Annotated in this window: 15 protein-coding genes; 10 read left to right on the top strand and 5 right to left on the bottom strand. The window is 61.1% G+C overall.

From position 1 onward, the window contains the following. Window positions 1-27 precede the first annotated feature (27 nt). Genes AC2ETI_RS21990 through AC2ETI_RS21975 form a run of 4 tightly spaced genes read left to right on the top strand, consistent with a single transcriptional unit; the run spans window position 28 to window position 4,854 of the window. Entirely contained in the window at window positions 28-867 is an 840-nt protein-coding gene (locus AC2ETI_RS21990) for an alpha/beta fold hydrolase (RefSeq protein WP_020968234.1), read from the top strand. Between the two features lie 56 nt (window positions 868-923). Continuing rightward, entirely contained in the window at window positions 924-2,690 is a 1,767-nt protein-coding gene (locus AC2ETI_RS21985; RefSeq protein ID WP_020905930.1) for a multicopper oxidase family protein, read from the top strand. Between the two features lie 36 nt (window positions 2,691-2,726). Continuing rightward, a complete protein-coding gene (locus AC2ETI_RS21980) occupies window positions 2,727-3,941 on the top strand; it encodes a CaiB/BaiF CoA transferase family protein (RefSeq protein WP_019746577.1) in 1,215 nt (404 codons plus the stop codon). Window position 3,942: 1 nt separating this feature from the next. Then, window positions 3,943-4,854, top strand: a complete 912-nt coding sequence (locus AC2ETI_RS21975; RefSeq protein WP_069147138.1) for a hydroxymethylglutaryl-CoA lyase — start codon at window positions 3,943-3,945, stop codon at window positions 4,852-4,854. Between the two features lie 6 nt (window positions 4,855-4,860). Here AC2ETI_RS21975 and AC2ETI_RS21970 read toward each other — a convergent pair whose 3' ends face one another. The 5 genes from AC2ETI_RS21970 to AC2ETI_RS21950 form a co-directional block, all read right to left on the bottom strand. Further along, window positions 4,861-5,166, bottom strand: a complete 306-nt coding sequence (locus AC2ETI_RS21970) for a hypothetical protein (protein ID WP_019746579.1) — start codon at window positions 5,164-5,166, stop codon at window positions 4,861-4,863. Window positions 5,167-5,213: 47 nt separating this feature from the next. Then, window positions 5,214-6,311 carry a hypothetical protein gene (locus AC2ETI_RS21965; protein ID WP_047888090.1) on the bottom strand — a complete coding sequence of 366 codons (1,098 nt, stop codon included), beginning with the start codon at window positions 6,309-6,311 and terminating at the stop codon, window positions 5,214-5,216. Beyond that, complete coding sequence (locus tag AC2ETI_RS21960; RefSeq protein WP_223257798.1) at window positions 6,308-7,564, bottom strand: sensor histidine kinase; 1,257 nt, start codon at window positions 7,562-7,564, stop codon at window positions 6,308-6,310. Before AC2ETI_RS21960 ends, AC2ETI_RS21965 begins: the two co-directional genes overlap by 4 nt. Continuing rightward, window positions 7,507-7,749: a LuxR C-terminal-related transcriptional regulator gene (locus AC2ETI_RS21955; protein WP_042950493.1), complete on the bottom strand. Its 243-nt coding sequence runs from the start codon at window positions 7,747-7,749 to the stop codon at window positions 7,507-7,509. The genes AC2ETI_RS21960 and AC2ETI_RS21955 overlap by 58 nt, the downstream gene beginning before the upstream one ends. 190 nt (window positions 7,750-7,939) lie before the next feature. Next, window positions 7,940-8,644, bottom strand: a complete 705-nt coding sequence (locus tag AC2ETI_RS21950; RefSeq protein WP_019746583.1) for a response regulator transcription factor — start codon at window positions 8,642-8,644, stop codon at window positions 7,940-7,942. 183 nt (window positions 8,645-8,827) lie between these two features. On the opposite strand from AC2ETI_RS21950, the gene AC2ETI_RS21945 reads away from it, so the two are divergent. From AC2ETI_RS21945 to AC2ETI_RS21920, 6 genes are all read left to right on the top strand, one after another. Next, window positions 8,828-9,352, top strand: coding sequence for a TetR/AcrR family transcriptional regulator (locus AC2ETI_RS21945; protein ID WP_020968240.1), 525 nt, complete (start codon window positions 8,828-8,830; stop codon window positions 9,350-9,352). Next, complete coding sequence (locus AC2ETI_RS21940) at window positions 9,349-10,833, top strand: flavin-containing monooxygenase (protein ID WP_166501707.1); 1,485 nt, start codon at window positions 9,349-9,351, stop codon at window positions 10,831-10,833. Before AC2ETI_RS21945 ends, AC2ETI_RS21940 begins: the two co-directional genes overlap by 4 nt. Then, window positions 10,830-12,545 (top strand): GMC oxidoreductase, encoded by a 1,716-nt coding sequence (locus AC2ETI_RS21935; protein ID WP_483634385.1) that lies wholly within the window; start codon window positions 10,830-10,832, stop codon window positions 12,543-12,545. The genes AC2ETI_RS21940 and AC2ETI_RS21935 overlap by 4 nt, the downstream gene beginning before the upstream one ends. Continuing rightward, complete coding sequence (locus tag AC2ETI_RS21930; protein ID WP_279218678.1) at window positions 12,529-13,176, top strand: acetoacetate decarboxylase family protein; 648 nt, start codon at window positions 12,529-12,531, stop codon at window positions 13,174-13,176. The genes AC2ETI_RS21935 and AC2ETI_RS21930 overlap by 17 nt, the downstream gene beginning before the upstream one ends. 289 nt (window positions 13,177-13,465) lie before the next feature. After that, window positions 13,466-14,020: a Fur family transcriptional regulator gene (locus tag AC2ETI_RS21925; RefSeq protein ID WP_019746588.1), complete on the top strand. Its 555-nt coding sequence runs from the start codon at window positions 13,466-13,468 to the stop codon at window positions 14,018-14,020. Between the two features lie 31 nt (window positions 14,021-14,051). Continuing rightward, on the top strand, window positions 14,052-15,503 hold the full coding sequence (locus AC2ETI_RS21920; RefSeq protein WP_019746589.1) for a catalase: 1,452 nt from the start codon (window positions 14,052-14,054) through the stop codon (window positions 15,501-15,503). The last annotated feature ends 103 nt before the right edge of the window (window positions 15,504-15,606 follow it).

Here is a 15,606-nt window from a genome sequence, read left to right as displayed (position 1 = left end):
TTACAGTGTAAAGATTTGGGAGTGGGCATGGTTGAGGCAAGACTTCACGACGGGACAACTATCGATGTCGAGGTTCTCGGACATGGCCCCGCCGTGCTGATGCCCGTGAATCCGATTTCGGCTACCGGCATCAAGGCTGACGAACTGCGCGCCTGGGGCGTTGACCCCTCGCTCGGTCGAACGTTCATGGAAGGGTTGGCGTCGAACTTCACTGTGGTTGCCTTCGACTACGAAGGGCACCGGATGGCGTCGCCCGCTCCGGACACGCTCACTCCCGACAACATCACGTCCGACATTCTGGCTGTGGCGAATTCGGCTGGGATCGACCAGTTCGCCTACTACGGATACTCCTGGCTGGCTCTGTGCGGATTGCAGTTGGCGCTGCGCACCGATCGTCTGACCGCACTGGTCATGGGTGGTTTCCCGCCGGTGGATGGGCCGTACAAGGCGATGCTCCAGGTTACCGAAGCTACACACCGCATGACGAGTGAACCGCCCCAGCGCACATCACAACCCACGGCATCATCAGACGAGTTCGATTGGAACTCCATCGACATTGCGTTGACCGGAGCGCAGACCCGGCAGTTCGTGACGCTGTACCGCGCACTTGGTGAATTCGACGATCGAACAATTCAAGGGCGCATCCTTTGTCCGCGAATGTGTTTCGTCGGTTCGCAAGACGTCATCGAATACGGTGACCGATGGGGTGGGGTACGGGTCGCGCCGGCCGATCTCGACCTCGACGCCGCTCGGTCAGCAGGGTGGGATATCGAGGTACTAGACGGTCTGGATCACACGCAGGCAATGCAACCGGCTCATGTTCTACCCATTCTCAAACCTTGGTTGGAGAAGGTGGTCGGTGTTTGACCGTGCGAGCACACGGGTAACCCGCTCCGGATGCCGTCAGCGTGAGGGGGCCGTGAGTGGACGAGTCACACAAGATCCGTCGACGATCGTTTGTTCAAGGGCTTGGCTTGCTGGCCGGCCTGAGTGCATTGTCCGCTGGATCAGCGACAGCTCGGCCCCCTGACATCGATCCGCTACGCCCATTCCAACTTCCGTCACCCCGGCTGGAACCGTTTCGGGAGACCCTTCCTGTCCTGCCGGGCATTTCGGGTGGCAACCTGGAGCTTCGCGCGGCTTCGTCGATGCACCGTTTCCATCCGGACCTACCGTCGTCGCCGTCGCTGGGTTACGGCGGAATGGATTATCTGGGCCCCACCATCGAAGCTCACGTCGATCAGCTCGTCACAGTCCGATATGCCAATGACATTTCTGCGTATCCGCTTGCCGCGGATGTCGATCCGGGTCTGCACGGCGTCAGCGACCTCGACCGCACACAGGTCCCCACCTCGCTTCACCTGCACGGAGGAGTTACTGCACCACAGTTCGACGGACATCCGGAGTTGATCCAGCGTCCGGGCGAAGGTTTGGTCCACGAATACACGAATGGTCGTGCCGCCGGCAATCTCTGGTACCACGATCACGCCATGGGAATGACGCGCCTCAACGTCTACGCCGGATTGGTCGGGATGTATTTTCTCCGTGACGACGTTGACACGGGCGCCGCCGGGAATTCTCTCGGCCTGCCGACCGGTGAGTTCGAACTCCCGATGATTCTGCAGGACAAGGTATTCACTTCCGACGGTCAGCAGAGTGTCCGTTCCACGTGGCTCACTCCGCAAGGTTCATGGGATCCGGCGACCCCCGGTGACGTTGGCGTGGTGAACGGCGTCGTGTGGCCGAAAGTGGAGGTTGCCCGCGGCCTGTATCGATTGCGACTGCTCAACGCCGCAACCTATTCGGTGTGGAATCTGCATTTCGCAAATCGTATGCGGTTCTGGGTGATCGGGTCCGAAGGCGGTTTACTGGCCGCTCCGGCGCCGACGGATCACGTCCGGTTGAGTCCGGGTGAACGCGCTGATCTGCTGGTCGACTTCAGTATGCTCGAGCCGGGCACAACGGTGGAATTGCGCAACGACGAACCGGTACCCCTTGCGGTGGCTCAACGCGGCACGCAGGTGATGCCGGTGTTCTGTCGGTTCGACGTGGGCAGCGCAAAGGGATTCACCGGCTCGATCCCGCAGCAGCTGAATTCCGTTGCCGCCGAACCGGCGTCCCCGGATGTGGTGCGAAATCTCACGATCATGCAGCTGTCGCGTCCCTCGGACTACCCGTCGATCACTATGTCGCTCAACAATTTGAGGTTCACCGATTCGGATATCGAACTGCCACGTCAGGGAGCCGTCGAGCAATGGAATCTGATCAACATCACCACGGAACCACATCCGATTCATCTGCACCTGGTGGCGTTCCGCGTTGTGGGACGCCAGAGCCTCGACACTGCAGCACTGATGCAGCGGTATCCGGTGCCTGACTTGGGGGTCCGGTGGACGCCATCGGCGGAGGAATTCGTGACCTCTTCGCTGCGGCCTCCCGAAGTGTGGGAAACGGGGGAGAAGGACACGGTCATCGTGGATGCCAACTCGATCACCCGCGTGATCGTGCGCTTTCCGACGGCCGACGAGTTGGGCTTCGATCCGGATGCAACTTTCGCGAGAGGTTCCATGGCAGATCACTCGGCGCACGGAGAAGCTGGCATGGGGGACTTGCAGGGGTACGTCTGGCACTGCCATATGCTCGATCACGAAGACCACGACATGATGTTGCGATACCGGGTGGTGACGTAGCCTTCAAAGGGAGAAAAGTTCCCAGAGGAGGCAGCTGTGTCGGAAGGTGCGCCCACCGGGCCCCTGGACGGATATCGGGTGATTGAACTCGGAACCTTGATCGCCGGGCCCTTCGCCGGGAAATTGCTCGGCGACATGGGAGCCGACGTGATCAAGATCGAATCACCGGACCGTCCAGACCCGCTTCGTACCTGGGGTCAGGCAGAGCAGGACGGTCATCGATTCTTCTGGACGGTTCACGCCCGCAACAAGCGGTGTGTGACGTTGGACCTTCGCGTCGACGCGGGCCGAGACCTGTTTCTGAATCTGATCGAACATGCCGACGTGGTGGTCGAGAACTTCCGGCCGGGCACCCTCGAGAAGTGGGGTCTGGGATTCGACGTGCTCAGCGCGCGCAATCCGAAGTTGGTGTTGGCCAGGGTATCCGGCTACGGGCAGAGCGGACCGCAAGCCAAGAGCGCCGGCTACGCCTCGGTTGCCGAAGCAGTCAGCGGATTTCGGCATCTGAACGGTTATCCAGGGCAGGCACCCCCGCGTATTGCCCTTTCACTCGGAGATTCTCTCGGTGGGATGTTCGCCGTTCAGGGAGTGCTGGCGGCGTTGCTCTCGCGAGAGCGGACCGGCCGTGGTCAGGTGGTCGACGTTGCCCTCACGGAATCCTGTCTGGCGGTGCAGGAATCCACGATCCCGGACTACGATCGGGGCGGGATCATCCGGCAGCCCTCGGGAACGAGGTTGGAGGGTATCGCACCGTCCAACATCTACCAGACCTCTGAAGGAAACTGGGTGGTGATCGCGGCCAATCAGGACACGCTCTTCGTGCGTCTGTGCACCATCATGGGTCGACCGGAACTAGCGCAAGACGACCGATTCTCCAATCATGTTGCGCGTGGCAAACATCAGGACGAGCTCGACGAATTGATCAGCGCCTGGGTTGCGCTCCAAGATCCCACCAGTCTCGTGGAACGCCTCACCGAAGTGGGAGTTGTTGCCGGGCCGATCAATACGGTTGAAGATGTGGTCAAGGATCCGCAGCTGATCGAACGGGGGATGCTCGTCGACCACTACGACGAGCGGATCGGGGAAAACGTCCTCGGCCTGGGCGTCGTGCCTACATTCAGTGAGACACCCGGATCCGTTCGCAACGCGGGAGCAGCGTCGCCGGGGTACGACAACGCTTCGGTCTGGGGTGGGCTCCTCGGACTCTCGGGCGACGAGCAGACAGAACTGAAGAAGAAGGGCGTGATCTGACGTGTCGGTACCTGAAGCAGGTGTTCCCGCGGTCAGCATTCGTGAAGTCGGGCCACGGGATGGGTTGCAGATCGAAGACCCGGTCTCGCTGGCGGAGAAACTTCGTCTTGTCGAAGCTCTGGCTGCGACAGGTGTTTCGCGCATCGAGGCGACGTCGTTCGTGTCACCGCGTGCGGTGCCGGCACTGGCCGACGCGGAGTTGTTGGCCGCAGAGTTGCACCAGTGGCCAGGCATCGAGTTCTCGGCATTGGTCGCCGGAATCGGTGGAGCGAAACGGGCCGTTGCTGCAGGAATGCAAACCGTCGAATATGTGGTGTCGGCATCGAATAGCCACAGCGAGGCCAACACTCGGTCGACGACGGAGCAAGCGACCGAACGTATCGGAGAGGTCGTCCGGATCGTCCACGAGGCTGGTGGACGGGTGGAGGTCATCGTGGCCACAGCCTGGGACTGTCCGTTCGACGGTCCAACCGATCCGGACCGTGTTCTGCGGATTGCGGAGCAGGCCAAAGAGTTCGGCGCTGATCAGTTCTCGATCGCGGATACCATCGGCACTGCCACACCGGGACGCGTCGGACGGTTGATCGACGCTGTCGGCGAAAGAGTGGGTGACTTCGGCTTGGGTGTGCACTTCCACAACACGCGTGGCGCTGGTCTTGCCAGTGCGTTGGCGGCTGTGCAGCACGGAGTTCGAAACCTGGATGCGTCCACCGGTGGCCTGGGCGGTTGCCCGTTTGCTCCTGGTGCCAGTGGCAATATCGCGACTGAGGAACTGGTCTACATGCTCGAAGACATGGGCATTGCGACAGGTATCGACCTGGATGCGAGCATTCGTGCCGCTGCCGTTGCAGAGGAGATAGTGGGCCATACCGTTCCCAGTAATCTTCTCCGCGCCGGCGATCGGAAGCGATAGGGACCTTTACTCTTCTCGGTTGGGTGATGCCAGCTGCAGTTTGACCAGCTGCTCGTGTGCCGCCGGCGGCCAACCGATGCGCTGTTTCTCCAGATACCATGCACCGGCGGCACATGCGATCGCGAGGACGATCCAGATCGCTACGCTTCCGATCTGAGAGCCCAGGTCGCTCGATGAGGATACTTCGCCCGTGCTGTAGTCGTATTCCGTTGTCGTGGTGATTCCCTCGACTGCGAAGGTCCACAGAATCGGAAGGGCACACAGTGCGGCAAGGGCGCGTGCAACATGTGCTGGACGCAGTTCGAAGATCATTCATTTCTCCTGGTGATCGACGCGGTGAATCTCACTCTCCTCGAAAGCTATTCGGGATCGACGGCGCTGTCTGTAGTCGGATCGACGGACATGGACGAGGCGCCGAGTTCCCTCTGATCTCCCTGCCGTAACAGCTGCATTCCGTTGTGATCGAACTCGATTCGTCGAACGTCTTCAGTGTCGACCAGCATCGTGGCCATTGCGGTGCGCCGAGGTGGAAGGATCCGAATGGTCACTTTGCCTCGCGTGATCGCGGTGAGTTCCCGGACGATGCTCGCGTGGATTCGGTCGCGCACGGCGGGGTCAGCACCATCCATTCCGTGGTCGTCGAGCAGGACTACCTCGACGCCGCGGTTTCGAGTGGCATGCACAGCATCGATGACATCTGTCTGTTGTAAGCCAGGCGCCCTCAGCGAATCTCGGAGTTGCGCCTCGAGGAGTTCGCATTCTTGCCGCTCGGCGGTTGTCAGCGGAATCCCGGAAGCGACCCGTTCGAGGAGTGGGCGCGCAAGTAGATCGAGCCTGTCGAGTTGCGCGTCGCGTTCCTCGAGAATCGCAGCGCTAGCGGATGCGGAGGCAATTCGTTGGGTGGACTGCTCCCGAAGTTCGTAGATAACCCTGGCTTGAGGACGGATGGTGTACGCGAAGAAGGTCGACATCAGAACAGGGCCCGCGTTGATGACCGTCAACGACACTCCGTACATGGCCCCCTGGCCGGTAGTGGAGGACCAGATGGCGGTCACCAACACCATGAGCCCAAGCCCGAGCCACGCGAGTGCTGTACGCCCACGAACGCACATGAAGGTGAAAACGGCCGTAGACATCCCGAACATCCACAATTGAGTCATGTCGTTGACGGGCACTGGAACCACTGACAACACAAGGCCACTCGTGACGGCGCCAGTCAGAGACACCAGAACGCTCTGCCCCAGCGGCATCGGGTCGCCTCGGCTCAGAACGAGTGTAAAAGCCGCAGTTGAGCACACGATAATTGCCAAGACCATCGGCCAGACTGCGCGGACGTCGGAGGAGGTGTACGCGACCGAGATCACGCAGGTGAGCGCGAAGCATGCAGCCATGAATCGAGCAGCACGGCTGTGCATACCGAGGAGATCGCGGACATCTCGTCCGTCCGGTCTGGTCATGTCATCACCGCTGCGGGCAAGCTCAGGGTCAGAGTCACCGAAGTGCCGCGGCCGGGTGACGATCGAATGGTTGCCGATCCGCCGTCGAGTTGGCGCATTCTGCCGCGGATGCTGACAGTGATTCCGAGGCGATGCGTCTCGACGGAGCTCGGATCGAAGCCGACGCCGTCGTCCGCGACGACTACTTCGAGGTGGGTGGTGGTTGCCGTGACCGTGACCGAACGCCGTGCACTGCTTCCGGCGTGCTTGACGCTGTTGCGCAGCGCCTCGGCCATCGCACCGGCCATCGCACGAATCGAGTCGGGCGCGTATCCGCTCGGATCGGACCCGACTGAGAGGGCGGTCTCGAACGTGATGTTTTCGTCTACTTCCGAAGCGGCTGAACGCAACTGAGCGAGGATTCCGTCGAAGTCGAAACTCGTCTCGTGATCGGTTCCGGAGCGGAGTTCGTCAAGCCTCTCGACAGTCCTTCGTGCCTGAGCGATGACCGAGGGATCGGCATCGTTTCTCGAAGCAGCGAGCAGGGTGGACATCACGGTGTCGTGGATGAGTGCGTCGAATCTCTCGCGTTCGACGGACTTGGCCTCGGCCGCTGCGGCGCCTGCCGCAGCGGCATGAGTGGTGGCGATAGTTGCATCCAGCACGCGACCGGTGCGCAAGGCCATGACGGCCGCTGCGACGAATACCGCGCAAAATGTCCAGGCGAAGGCGAGGTCGGGAACAAGCAGGTGCGTCGTGGGACTCGTCCGGATTATGTGATTGGTCAACTGTGCGAGTGTTGCCGCCACGAAAAGGTGCACGACGGCAGCGGCCGGTCGCCAAGCCGCAGCTGCCGCAAGGCTGGCGACGCCGGGGAAATTGGAAATCCACAAGGTGAAATCCGTGACGTGCTCACCATTCCAGGCCGGCCACCACAGGAGGATGACCACGACGTAGAGGAGCGCATTTGCACTCGCGGCTCGTTTCACCCACCGGGTGTCTGCGTGAAACGTCGATGCTCCCAATACCAGTCCACTACCGAAAGTTGCGACCACTGCCAGCGGGGTCCACCAAGACGCGGACATCGCAGTGGCTTCGGCAATGGCAGGGGCGAGCAATATCAGATAACAGACATAGCCTGCGCCGATGAAACGGCCGAAGAGCCTGAGAATTTCGTCAGAAGCAGTGGCTGTTTTGTCGAAAGCAACTTTGTCGATCAGAGTTCGTCGATCGTCACTATCTGATCTTGTATCGCTCGCACGAGTAGTTCGCATTTCGTCGGTGCGTTCCTTCCAACGTCGGCATACTTCTCGCGAATCCGGGACAGGTGGGTTCCCACCGTTCCCACGCTTATGTAGAGGTTTTGAGCGACGCGTGATTTCGAATCACTCAGTAGCCATTCCCTGAGAACCTCGACTTCGCGCTCCGAAAGGTGCGGTCCGACAGGGTCTTGTGTCATGCAGTTTTCCACAGTGACGGTCATGAGTTTCGTCTTTCTTTCGTCTAGCGGAATGACAGACTCCCCGACAGCGCCGTCTTCTTACCAGGTGAATGTAAGTCGAAGTTGGCCATTTTTCCCAGACATCAATTCCTCTGCCCATATTTCCAGGGGCAGCCTCAGTGAAATCAATCGTTACCGAACTTTTTCATTACTGAAGGTCATTGTTAGTCAAGGTCAGATTTCTACCGAGATTCCTGCGTTCCGGAATCGGTAACACCCCGTCCTCGACCGCGCGTTTGTACAGATCTGTCTTTGTGGGGGCCGGCCGTCCGGCAGCCGCATATTTCTGCCTGATGCGTTGGAGGTAATCGTTGACCGTCTGCGGCGCCAAACCGGTGAGTCGCGCAACGCGATCTGCCTTCTCTCCGGATGCGTAAAGTTCGAGGACCTCGAGTTGTCGAGGGCTCAGACCCACCTCGTCGAGACCTGGATCCCCGTCGATTGCGGCAGCCCACTCTGTCGTCACCACCTGCCTTCCCGACGCGGCGGCGCGTATTGCATCAATCACGACGGCAGTCGGTTCGGACTTGCGCACGACGCCCAGCACACCGGCACGGGCAGCCGAGCGAACGAGGAACGGGTTTTCCGCCCCGGTGAAGATCAATGTCTCGAGCCCCGCGGCCCGCAGTTCCTCGACGTTGCTCTTGGGCGATGAACCGTCGGCCAGTCGGAGGTCGAGAATTGCCAGATCCAAGCTGACGTTCTGAGCGAGCATCTCGGACACAGTGGTCGCGATGCACACCAACTCGATATCCGGCTCGTCCTTCAGCATCACGGACAAGCCGATAGCCACCGACTCGTGGTCTTCCACCAGTCCGACACGGCGGTGTGGAAATGCAGTTTGCTCTGGCATAGCGATTGTTTCCCTCCGCTCGATGCGAGGACGTTATCAGGCAGAGCTGACTGATCGGTATGTTACGTATCAAGATTTGAAGTCAGCCTGGACTGTTTTACGTTTCGGCTCTACAGTTGTCTTGTGACCGAGACCACTTCCGATGCGAAAGTAAGCCGTACGCAGGCCGAACGAACTGCCGCGATGCGTGGGCGCCTGCTCGACGCCGCCGTCGAATCGCTTGTCGAACTGGGCTACGCCCGGACCAGCACCCAGGAGATCGCCCGCCGCGCAGGCGTCTCGCGAGGTACGCAACTGCATCATTTTCCGACCAAGGAATCGCTGGTCGTTGCGGCCGTCGAGTATCTGGTCGACAAGCGACTGGAAGAAATCCTCACCGCTGAAGTGGATCGCGGCCGAGGTCTCGAGGTCCTGGCGGACGCGTTCTCCGGGCCACTGTTCTACGCCGCCCTCGAATTGTGGGTCGCGGCGCGAACCGATCCTGTTCTGCATGCGGCGACGGTGCCCCTCGAACGCAAGGTCAGTGAGGCACTCGAGTTCGGTAGCGCCGAGTTGTTCGGCGATCGATTCGATTCCGAGTCGGTCGAACTCACCATCGAACTCGTCCGCGGTCTTGCAGTCTCAGCCCTTTTCCGTACACCCGAAGCCGACGACGCGCTCAGAGCGCGACTGTTGCCGGCCTGGCAATCCCGAGTGGAGAAGAAGTGAAGCTTCCCGAACATGTCGAAACATTGATCGTCGGTGCCGGATTCGCCGGTATGGGCTTGGCGGCCAGAATGCTTCGTGACAACCGAACGGCGGACGTCGTGTTGATCGAGCGCGGAGCTGATATCGGTGGCACCTGGCGAGACAACACCTACCCAGGTTGTGCCTGTGACGTGCCGACGGCGCTGTACTCGTATTCTTTTGCGCCGAGCGCTGATTGGAGTCATACCTTTGCTCGTCAGCCCGAGATCTACGACTATCTGAAGAAAGTGGCCGCAGACACCGGCATCGGGGATCGCGTAATCCTGAACTGCGAACTCGAAGCCGCTGTGTGGGACGAGGATGCGGCGCTGTGGCGTGTCCGGACATCCCTGGGGTCGTTGACAGCCAAAGCGCTGGTCGCTGCGACCGGGGCGTTGTCGACACCCAAGATCCCGGATTTTCCCGGTCTCGACCAATTCTCCGGTACCACTTTCCATTCGGCGACGTGGAACCACGAACACGAACTGCGTGGTGAGCGCGTAGCCGTGATCGGAACGGGAGCGTCGGCGGTTCAGTTCGTTCCCGAAATTGCCGACCCTGCTGCCCATGTCACCGTGTTCCAGAGAACTCCGGCCTGGGTGATTCCGCGAATGGATCGCACCCTGCCTGCGGCGCAGAAGGCCGTCTACTCGCGGATTCCCGCTACGCAGAAAGTTGTTCGCGGAGCGGTTTACGGTTTTCGCGAGTTGCTCGGTGCCGCGATGTCACATGCGACGTGGGTCCTGCCGGCCTTCGAGGCGGCCGCGCGCCTCCATCTGCGCAGACAGGTGAAAGATCCGGAGTTGCGCCGGAAACTGACTCCCGATTTCACGATCGGTTGCAAGCGCATGCTTCTGTCCAACGACTGGTTGCGCACCCTCGACCGCGCGGACGTGAGCCTGGTCGACAGCGGGCTCGTCTCGGTCACCGAGGGCGGGGTGGTCGACGGGCACGGAGTCGAGCACAAGGTCGACACCATCATCTTCGCCACGGGGTTCACGCCGACGGAACCGCCTGTGGCGCATCTGATCACCGGAAAACGTGGCGAAACGCTGGCCGCGCATTGGAACGGTAGCCCCAATGCCTACAAGGGCACTGCGGTCAGCGGGTTCCCGAATCTGTTCCTCATGTACGGTCCGAACACCAACCTCGGACACAGTTCGATCGTGTACATGCTCGAGTCCCAGGCCGAGTACGTCAACGACGCGTTGAACACCATGAAACGTGAGCGACTGGACGCTCTTGATGTCAACGAGTCGGTACAGGTGCACTACAACAAGGGAATTCAGCACGAGTTGCAGCACACGGTGTGGAACAAGGGCGGATGCTCGAGTTGGTACATCGATCCGGAGGGGCGCAACTCGGTGCAGTGGCCGACGTTCACATTCAAATTCCGTTCGCTGCTGGAGCATTTCGATCGTGAGAACTACTCCGCTCGCAAGATCGAAAGCGTCCAGGCATGACCACGACGCACTACGACGTGGTGGTAATCGGATCGGGATTCGGTGGCAGTGTCGCCGCTCTTCGCCTGACGGAGAAGGGCTACCGTGTCGGGGTGCTCGAAGCCGGTCGACGGTTTGCCGACGACGAGTTGCCCGAAACCAGTTGGCGGATGCGAAAGTACCTGTGGGCGCCGTGGATCGGATGTTATGGGGTTCAGCGTATCCACCTTCTTCCGGACGTACTCGTGATGGCGGGAGCCGGCGTCGGAGGCGGATCGTTGAACTACGCCAACACGTTGTATCAGCCACCCAAGCGGTTCTTCGAAGACCGTCAGTGGGCGCACATCACGGACTGGCACGACGAACTGGCGCCGTACTACGACCAGGCCAAACGGATGTTGGGTGTTCGCACCAATCCGTCCTTCACTCCGGCCGATGCGGTGATGAAAGACGTAGCCGAAGAGATGGGCGTGGGGGAGACCTTCACGTCCACCCCCGTCGGTGTTTTCTTCGGGGAGGCAGGAGTTTCCGTGCCGGACCCGTTCTTCGGCGGAAAAGGGCCCGAACGCACCGGTTGCACCGAATGCGGGGGATGCATGACCGGGTGCCGAGTCGGGGCGAAGAACACGCTGGTCAAGAACTACCTCCATCTCGCCGAGCAAGCGGGCGCCAGGGTTCATCCGCTCACGACCGTCACCGAACTTCGGCCGAGCGCAAGCGGTGGTTATCACCTGCTCGCGAGGCGAACGGACGGCGTCCGCCGGCGAGAAGTTCTGTTCACCGCCGATCAGGTGGTGGTAGCCGCCGGAACGTACGGAACGGCGAGACTGCTGCTCGGTATGAAGGAATCCGGTGCCCTGCCTGACCTGTCGGACACTCTGGGCACCGTTGTACGTACCAATTCCGAAGCCGTACTGGCCGCAACGTCGAAGTCGCGTCGACGGAACTTCACGCAGGGCGTAGCGATCACATCGTCCTTTCACCCGGATGATCACACGCACATCGAGCCGGTGCGATACGGCAAGGGCAGCAATGCAATAGGACTTCTGCAGACCGTCCTGAGTGACGGCGGTGGGCGAACTCCCCGGGTGCTGAAGACTCTGGCGGTCGCGGCACGGCACCCAGGTGCGTTCTTCCGGTCCTTGTCGGTACGGAACTGGTCCGAGCGAACCGTCATCGCGCTGGTGATGCAGACCGACGACAACTCCCTCGAGCTTTCCAAGAACACCAAACGATTCGGGCGTTCCCTCACCAGTAGGCCGGGACCGGGTGATCCACCTCCCCAGTGGATTCCGCAGGGCCATACAGCTATTCGCAAGGTCGCCGAGAAGATCGACGGCGACGCGGGCGGTTCCATCGCCGAGATCGTGAATATCCCGATGACGGCGCACTTTCTGGGTGGCTGCGCAATCGGTGACAGCGCGGCGAGTGGCGTCGTGGATCCGTATCTCCGTGCTTACGGACATGCCGGCCTGCACGTCATGGACGGTTCGGTGGTGAGCGCGAATCTCGGCGTGAATCCTTCCCTGACCATCACTGCGCAGGCGGAACGAGCGTGCGCGATGTGGCCGAACAAAGGTGCCGCAGACGCCCGCCCGAAGACCGGCGAACCATACGTACGTATCGATCCGACGTTGCCGTCCAACCCGGTGGTGCCGACGCATGCACCAGGTGCTTTGCGACTTCCCCTGACCGTTCGAGCTGAGAAGGTGCCCGATGTGGAGCGTGCCTGAATCGACAAGTGACCGCGTCGACTGGCCGGTGAGCGATCCGCCGCCGTGGCCTGCTTCCGTTCGCGCAACACTGTGGTGGCACCGCAGCACGCCGGCGGCGCGGGAACTCGGGCCAGACGATCGAACGATTCCGGTGACGGTGGCCATGATGGTGGACTACCTCGATTCGCCGGTCGGCCCGTATCGCGAGATCCTCGCCAGTCCGGTCTTGCATGCGCCAGGGAAACGGATCGGGCCTATGCCGCGGATGGCGGTCCCTTTCATCGCGGTGGATTCGGAACCGTCGGTGCACGGCGGGCGAGTCCACTGGCAATTGCCCAAGGTTCTGGCCGATTTCGACGGAGACGTGCAGCAGAAATTCACTGCAACCGGCGACGAATGGCGGGTGCGTTCGGACACGCGGATGCTCGGGCCGCGTCTGCCGATTGCCGGGGCGTTGGGATTTGCGCAGCCGGAATCCGGTGGAGGTCTGGCGATCGCGTCGGCCAGGCTGACGGGGTCGTTCCGATATGCGCGCGTGAGCGTCGAGGCAGAGGGGCCGACACTGCCGAACTGGTTGGCATCGGGCACTCATCACGGCGCCGTGATTCTGGGCGGAAAAATGACTACGGGAGCAGCCAAGCACCGATAGCGGGGGGTTGACCTGCGAAAGAACGAGCAAGGCCGCCCAGTCGGTGATTGGGCGGCCTTGCTCGTGTTGTGTAAATAAGTTAGGTGTCGACGTCCCACAGGCGCCTCTCGGCGGGTGGTCGCTCGCAGCGACAAAAGGGGTGGGGCCCGGGGCTTGTTCGGACGCCGACAGGGTGTTCAACGGTGGTCGCCCCGCATTTGTTCCCGTCCCGGGTATGTGACGCCGGTCTCGATTCAACTTAGGCAATCCTTTTCTTGACTAATTCCAGAAAAGCGGCATACTGGGAAACATGCGAGACGGAGAGCATGACTTCGACCCCCGAGCGCAACTTCGCGCCGTCGGGTTGAGGATCACTGCTCCGCGCCTCGCCGTGCTGGATGCGGTTACAGCCCAACCGCATTCAGACGCCGATTCTGTTGCAGCACTCGTGCGGCAGCAGCTCGGATCGGTATCCACACAGGCCGTTTACGACGTGCTCAAGGCATGCGTGAACGCAGGATTGCTGCGACGCATCGAGCCGGCGGGTTCACCCGCACGGTTCGAGACGAGAACTGGTGACAACCACCATCACCTCGTCTGTCGCGGCTGCGGCAAGGTCGTCGACGTCGATTGTGTTGTCGGCCAAGCTCCCTGCCTCGAACCTTCCGATAATCACGGCTTCGAAATCGACGAAGCCGAGGTCGTGTTCTGGGGCCGTTGCGAAGATTGCCTGAAGAATTCTGCCGAATCCGACACCGCGTCGGACACGGTCTCGCAGAATCGAATTGATGCGTCCAGAACCTCCGAGCCAGCCCCTTCGCATGCAGCCCATGCGTTCGGCTCGGATGCAGCCCCGCTCCTCTGACGCCCAGCCCACAACGCTAGGAGGCTTCGCCATGACCAAGCCCACCACCAACAATTTCGGTATCGCGGTCGCAAGTGATGACGAATCGCTGACCGCGGGTATTCAGGGGCCGGTGCTCCTTCACGACCACTACCTGATCGAGAAGCTCGCGCAGTTCAACCGCGAGCGTGTCCCGGAGCGCATCGTCCACGCCAAGGGCGGCGGCGCTTTCGGTGAACTCGTCATCACACACGACGTCAGCAAGTACACGAAGGCCGCGTTCCTGCAGCCGGGTAAGAAGACCGAGTCGCTCGTCCGCTTCTCCACCGTCGCCGGTGAGCAGGGCAGCCCGGACACCTGGCGCGATCCGCGCGGTTTCGCGATGAAGTTCTACACCGAAGAGGGAAACTACGACCTCGTCGGCAACAACACCCCGGTGTTCTTCATCAAGGACGCCATCAAGTTCCCCGACTTCATCCGTTCGCAGAAGCGACTGCCAGGCTCCGGTCTTCGTGACCACGACATGCAGTGGGACTTCTGGACTCTGCGTCCCGAAACGGCTCACCAGGTGACCTGGTTGATGGGTGACCGCGGTATCCCGAAGACCTGGCGCAACATGGACGGCTTCGGATCGCACACCTACCAGTGGGTCAACGCTGCGGGCGAACGCTTCTGGGTGAAGTACCACTTCAAGACCGATCAGGGGATCGAGTTCCTGACGCAGGCAGAAGCAGACAGCCTCGCCGGTAGCGATCCCGACTACCACCGCGCGGATCTGTACAACGCCATCGAGGCCGGTAATTTCCCGAGCTGGACCCTCAAGGTTCAGATCATGCCGGTCGACGAGGCCGAAGGCTACCGCTTCAACCCGTTCGACCTCACCAAGGTCTGGTCCCAGAAGGACTACCCGCTGATCGAGGTCGGCAAGTGGACGCTGAACCGTAACCCGGAGAACTTCTTCGCGCAGATCGAGCAGGCATCCTTCGAGCCGTCGAACGTGGTGCCCGGCATCGGATTCAGCCCGGACAAGATGCTTCTGGGTCGCGTCTTCTCCTACGCCGACGCACATCGTTACCGCATCGGCACCAACTACGCCGACCTGCCGGTCAACGCCCCGAAGAACGAGGTGAACTCCTACTCCAAGGAGGGCGCCATGCGTTACAGCTTCAATTCCCCGTCGACGCCGGTGTACGCACCCAACTCGTACGGCGGACCTCACGCCGATCCGTCTGTTGCCGGTGACGAAGGCCTGTGGTCGTTCGACGGCAAGGCAGTGCGCGCCGGATACATCGAGCACGCCGAGGACGGCGACTTCACGCAGGCCGGAACGCTGGTCCGTGAAGTTCTCGACGACGCAGCTCGTGAGCGCCTGGTGAGCAACATCGTCGGCCACGCCCTTGCCGGCGTCAGCGAAGAAGTTCTACTGCGTGTCTTCGAGTACTGGAAGAACGTCGACGCAGATTTGGGCAAGCGCGTCGAAGAAGGTGTACGCGCAGGTCAGTGACCCGCTGACATGAGCATCGCCTAGGTTTACCGAATGCGGACCGCTGCAAGGGAAATCACTTCCCGGCAGCGGTCCGTTTTTGTCTGCCCAACTACAGCAGTGC

The sequence above is a fragment of the Rhodococcus sp. MurmanLake-1 genome (genome assembly GCF_056945715.1).
Note: the sequence above shows the minus strand (reverse complement) of the source record. Positions and strands in the feature narration are given on the sequence as shown.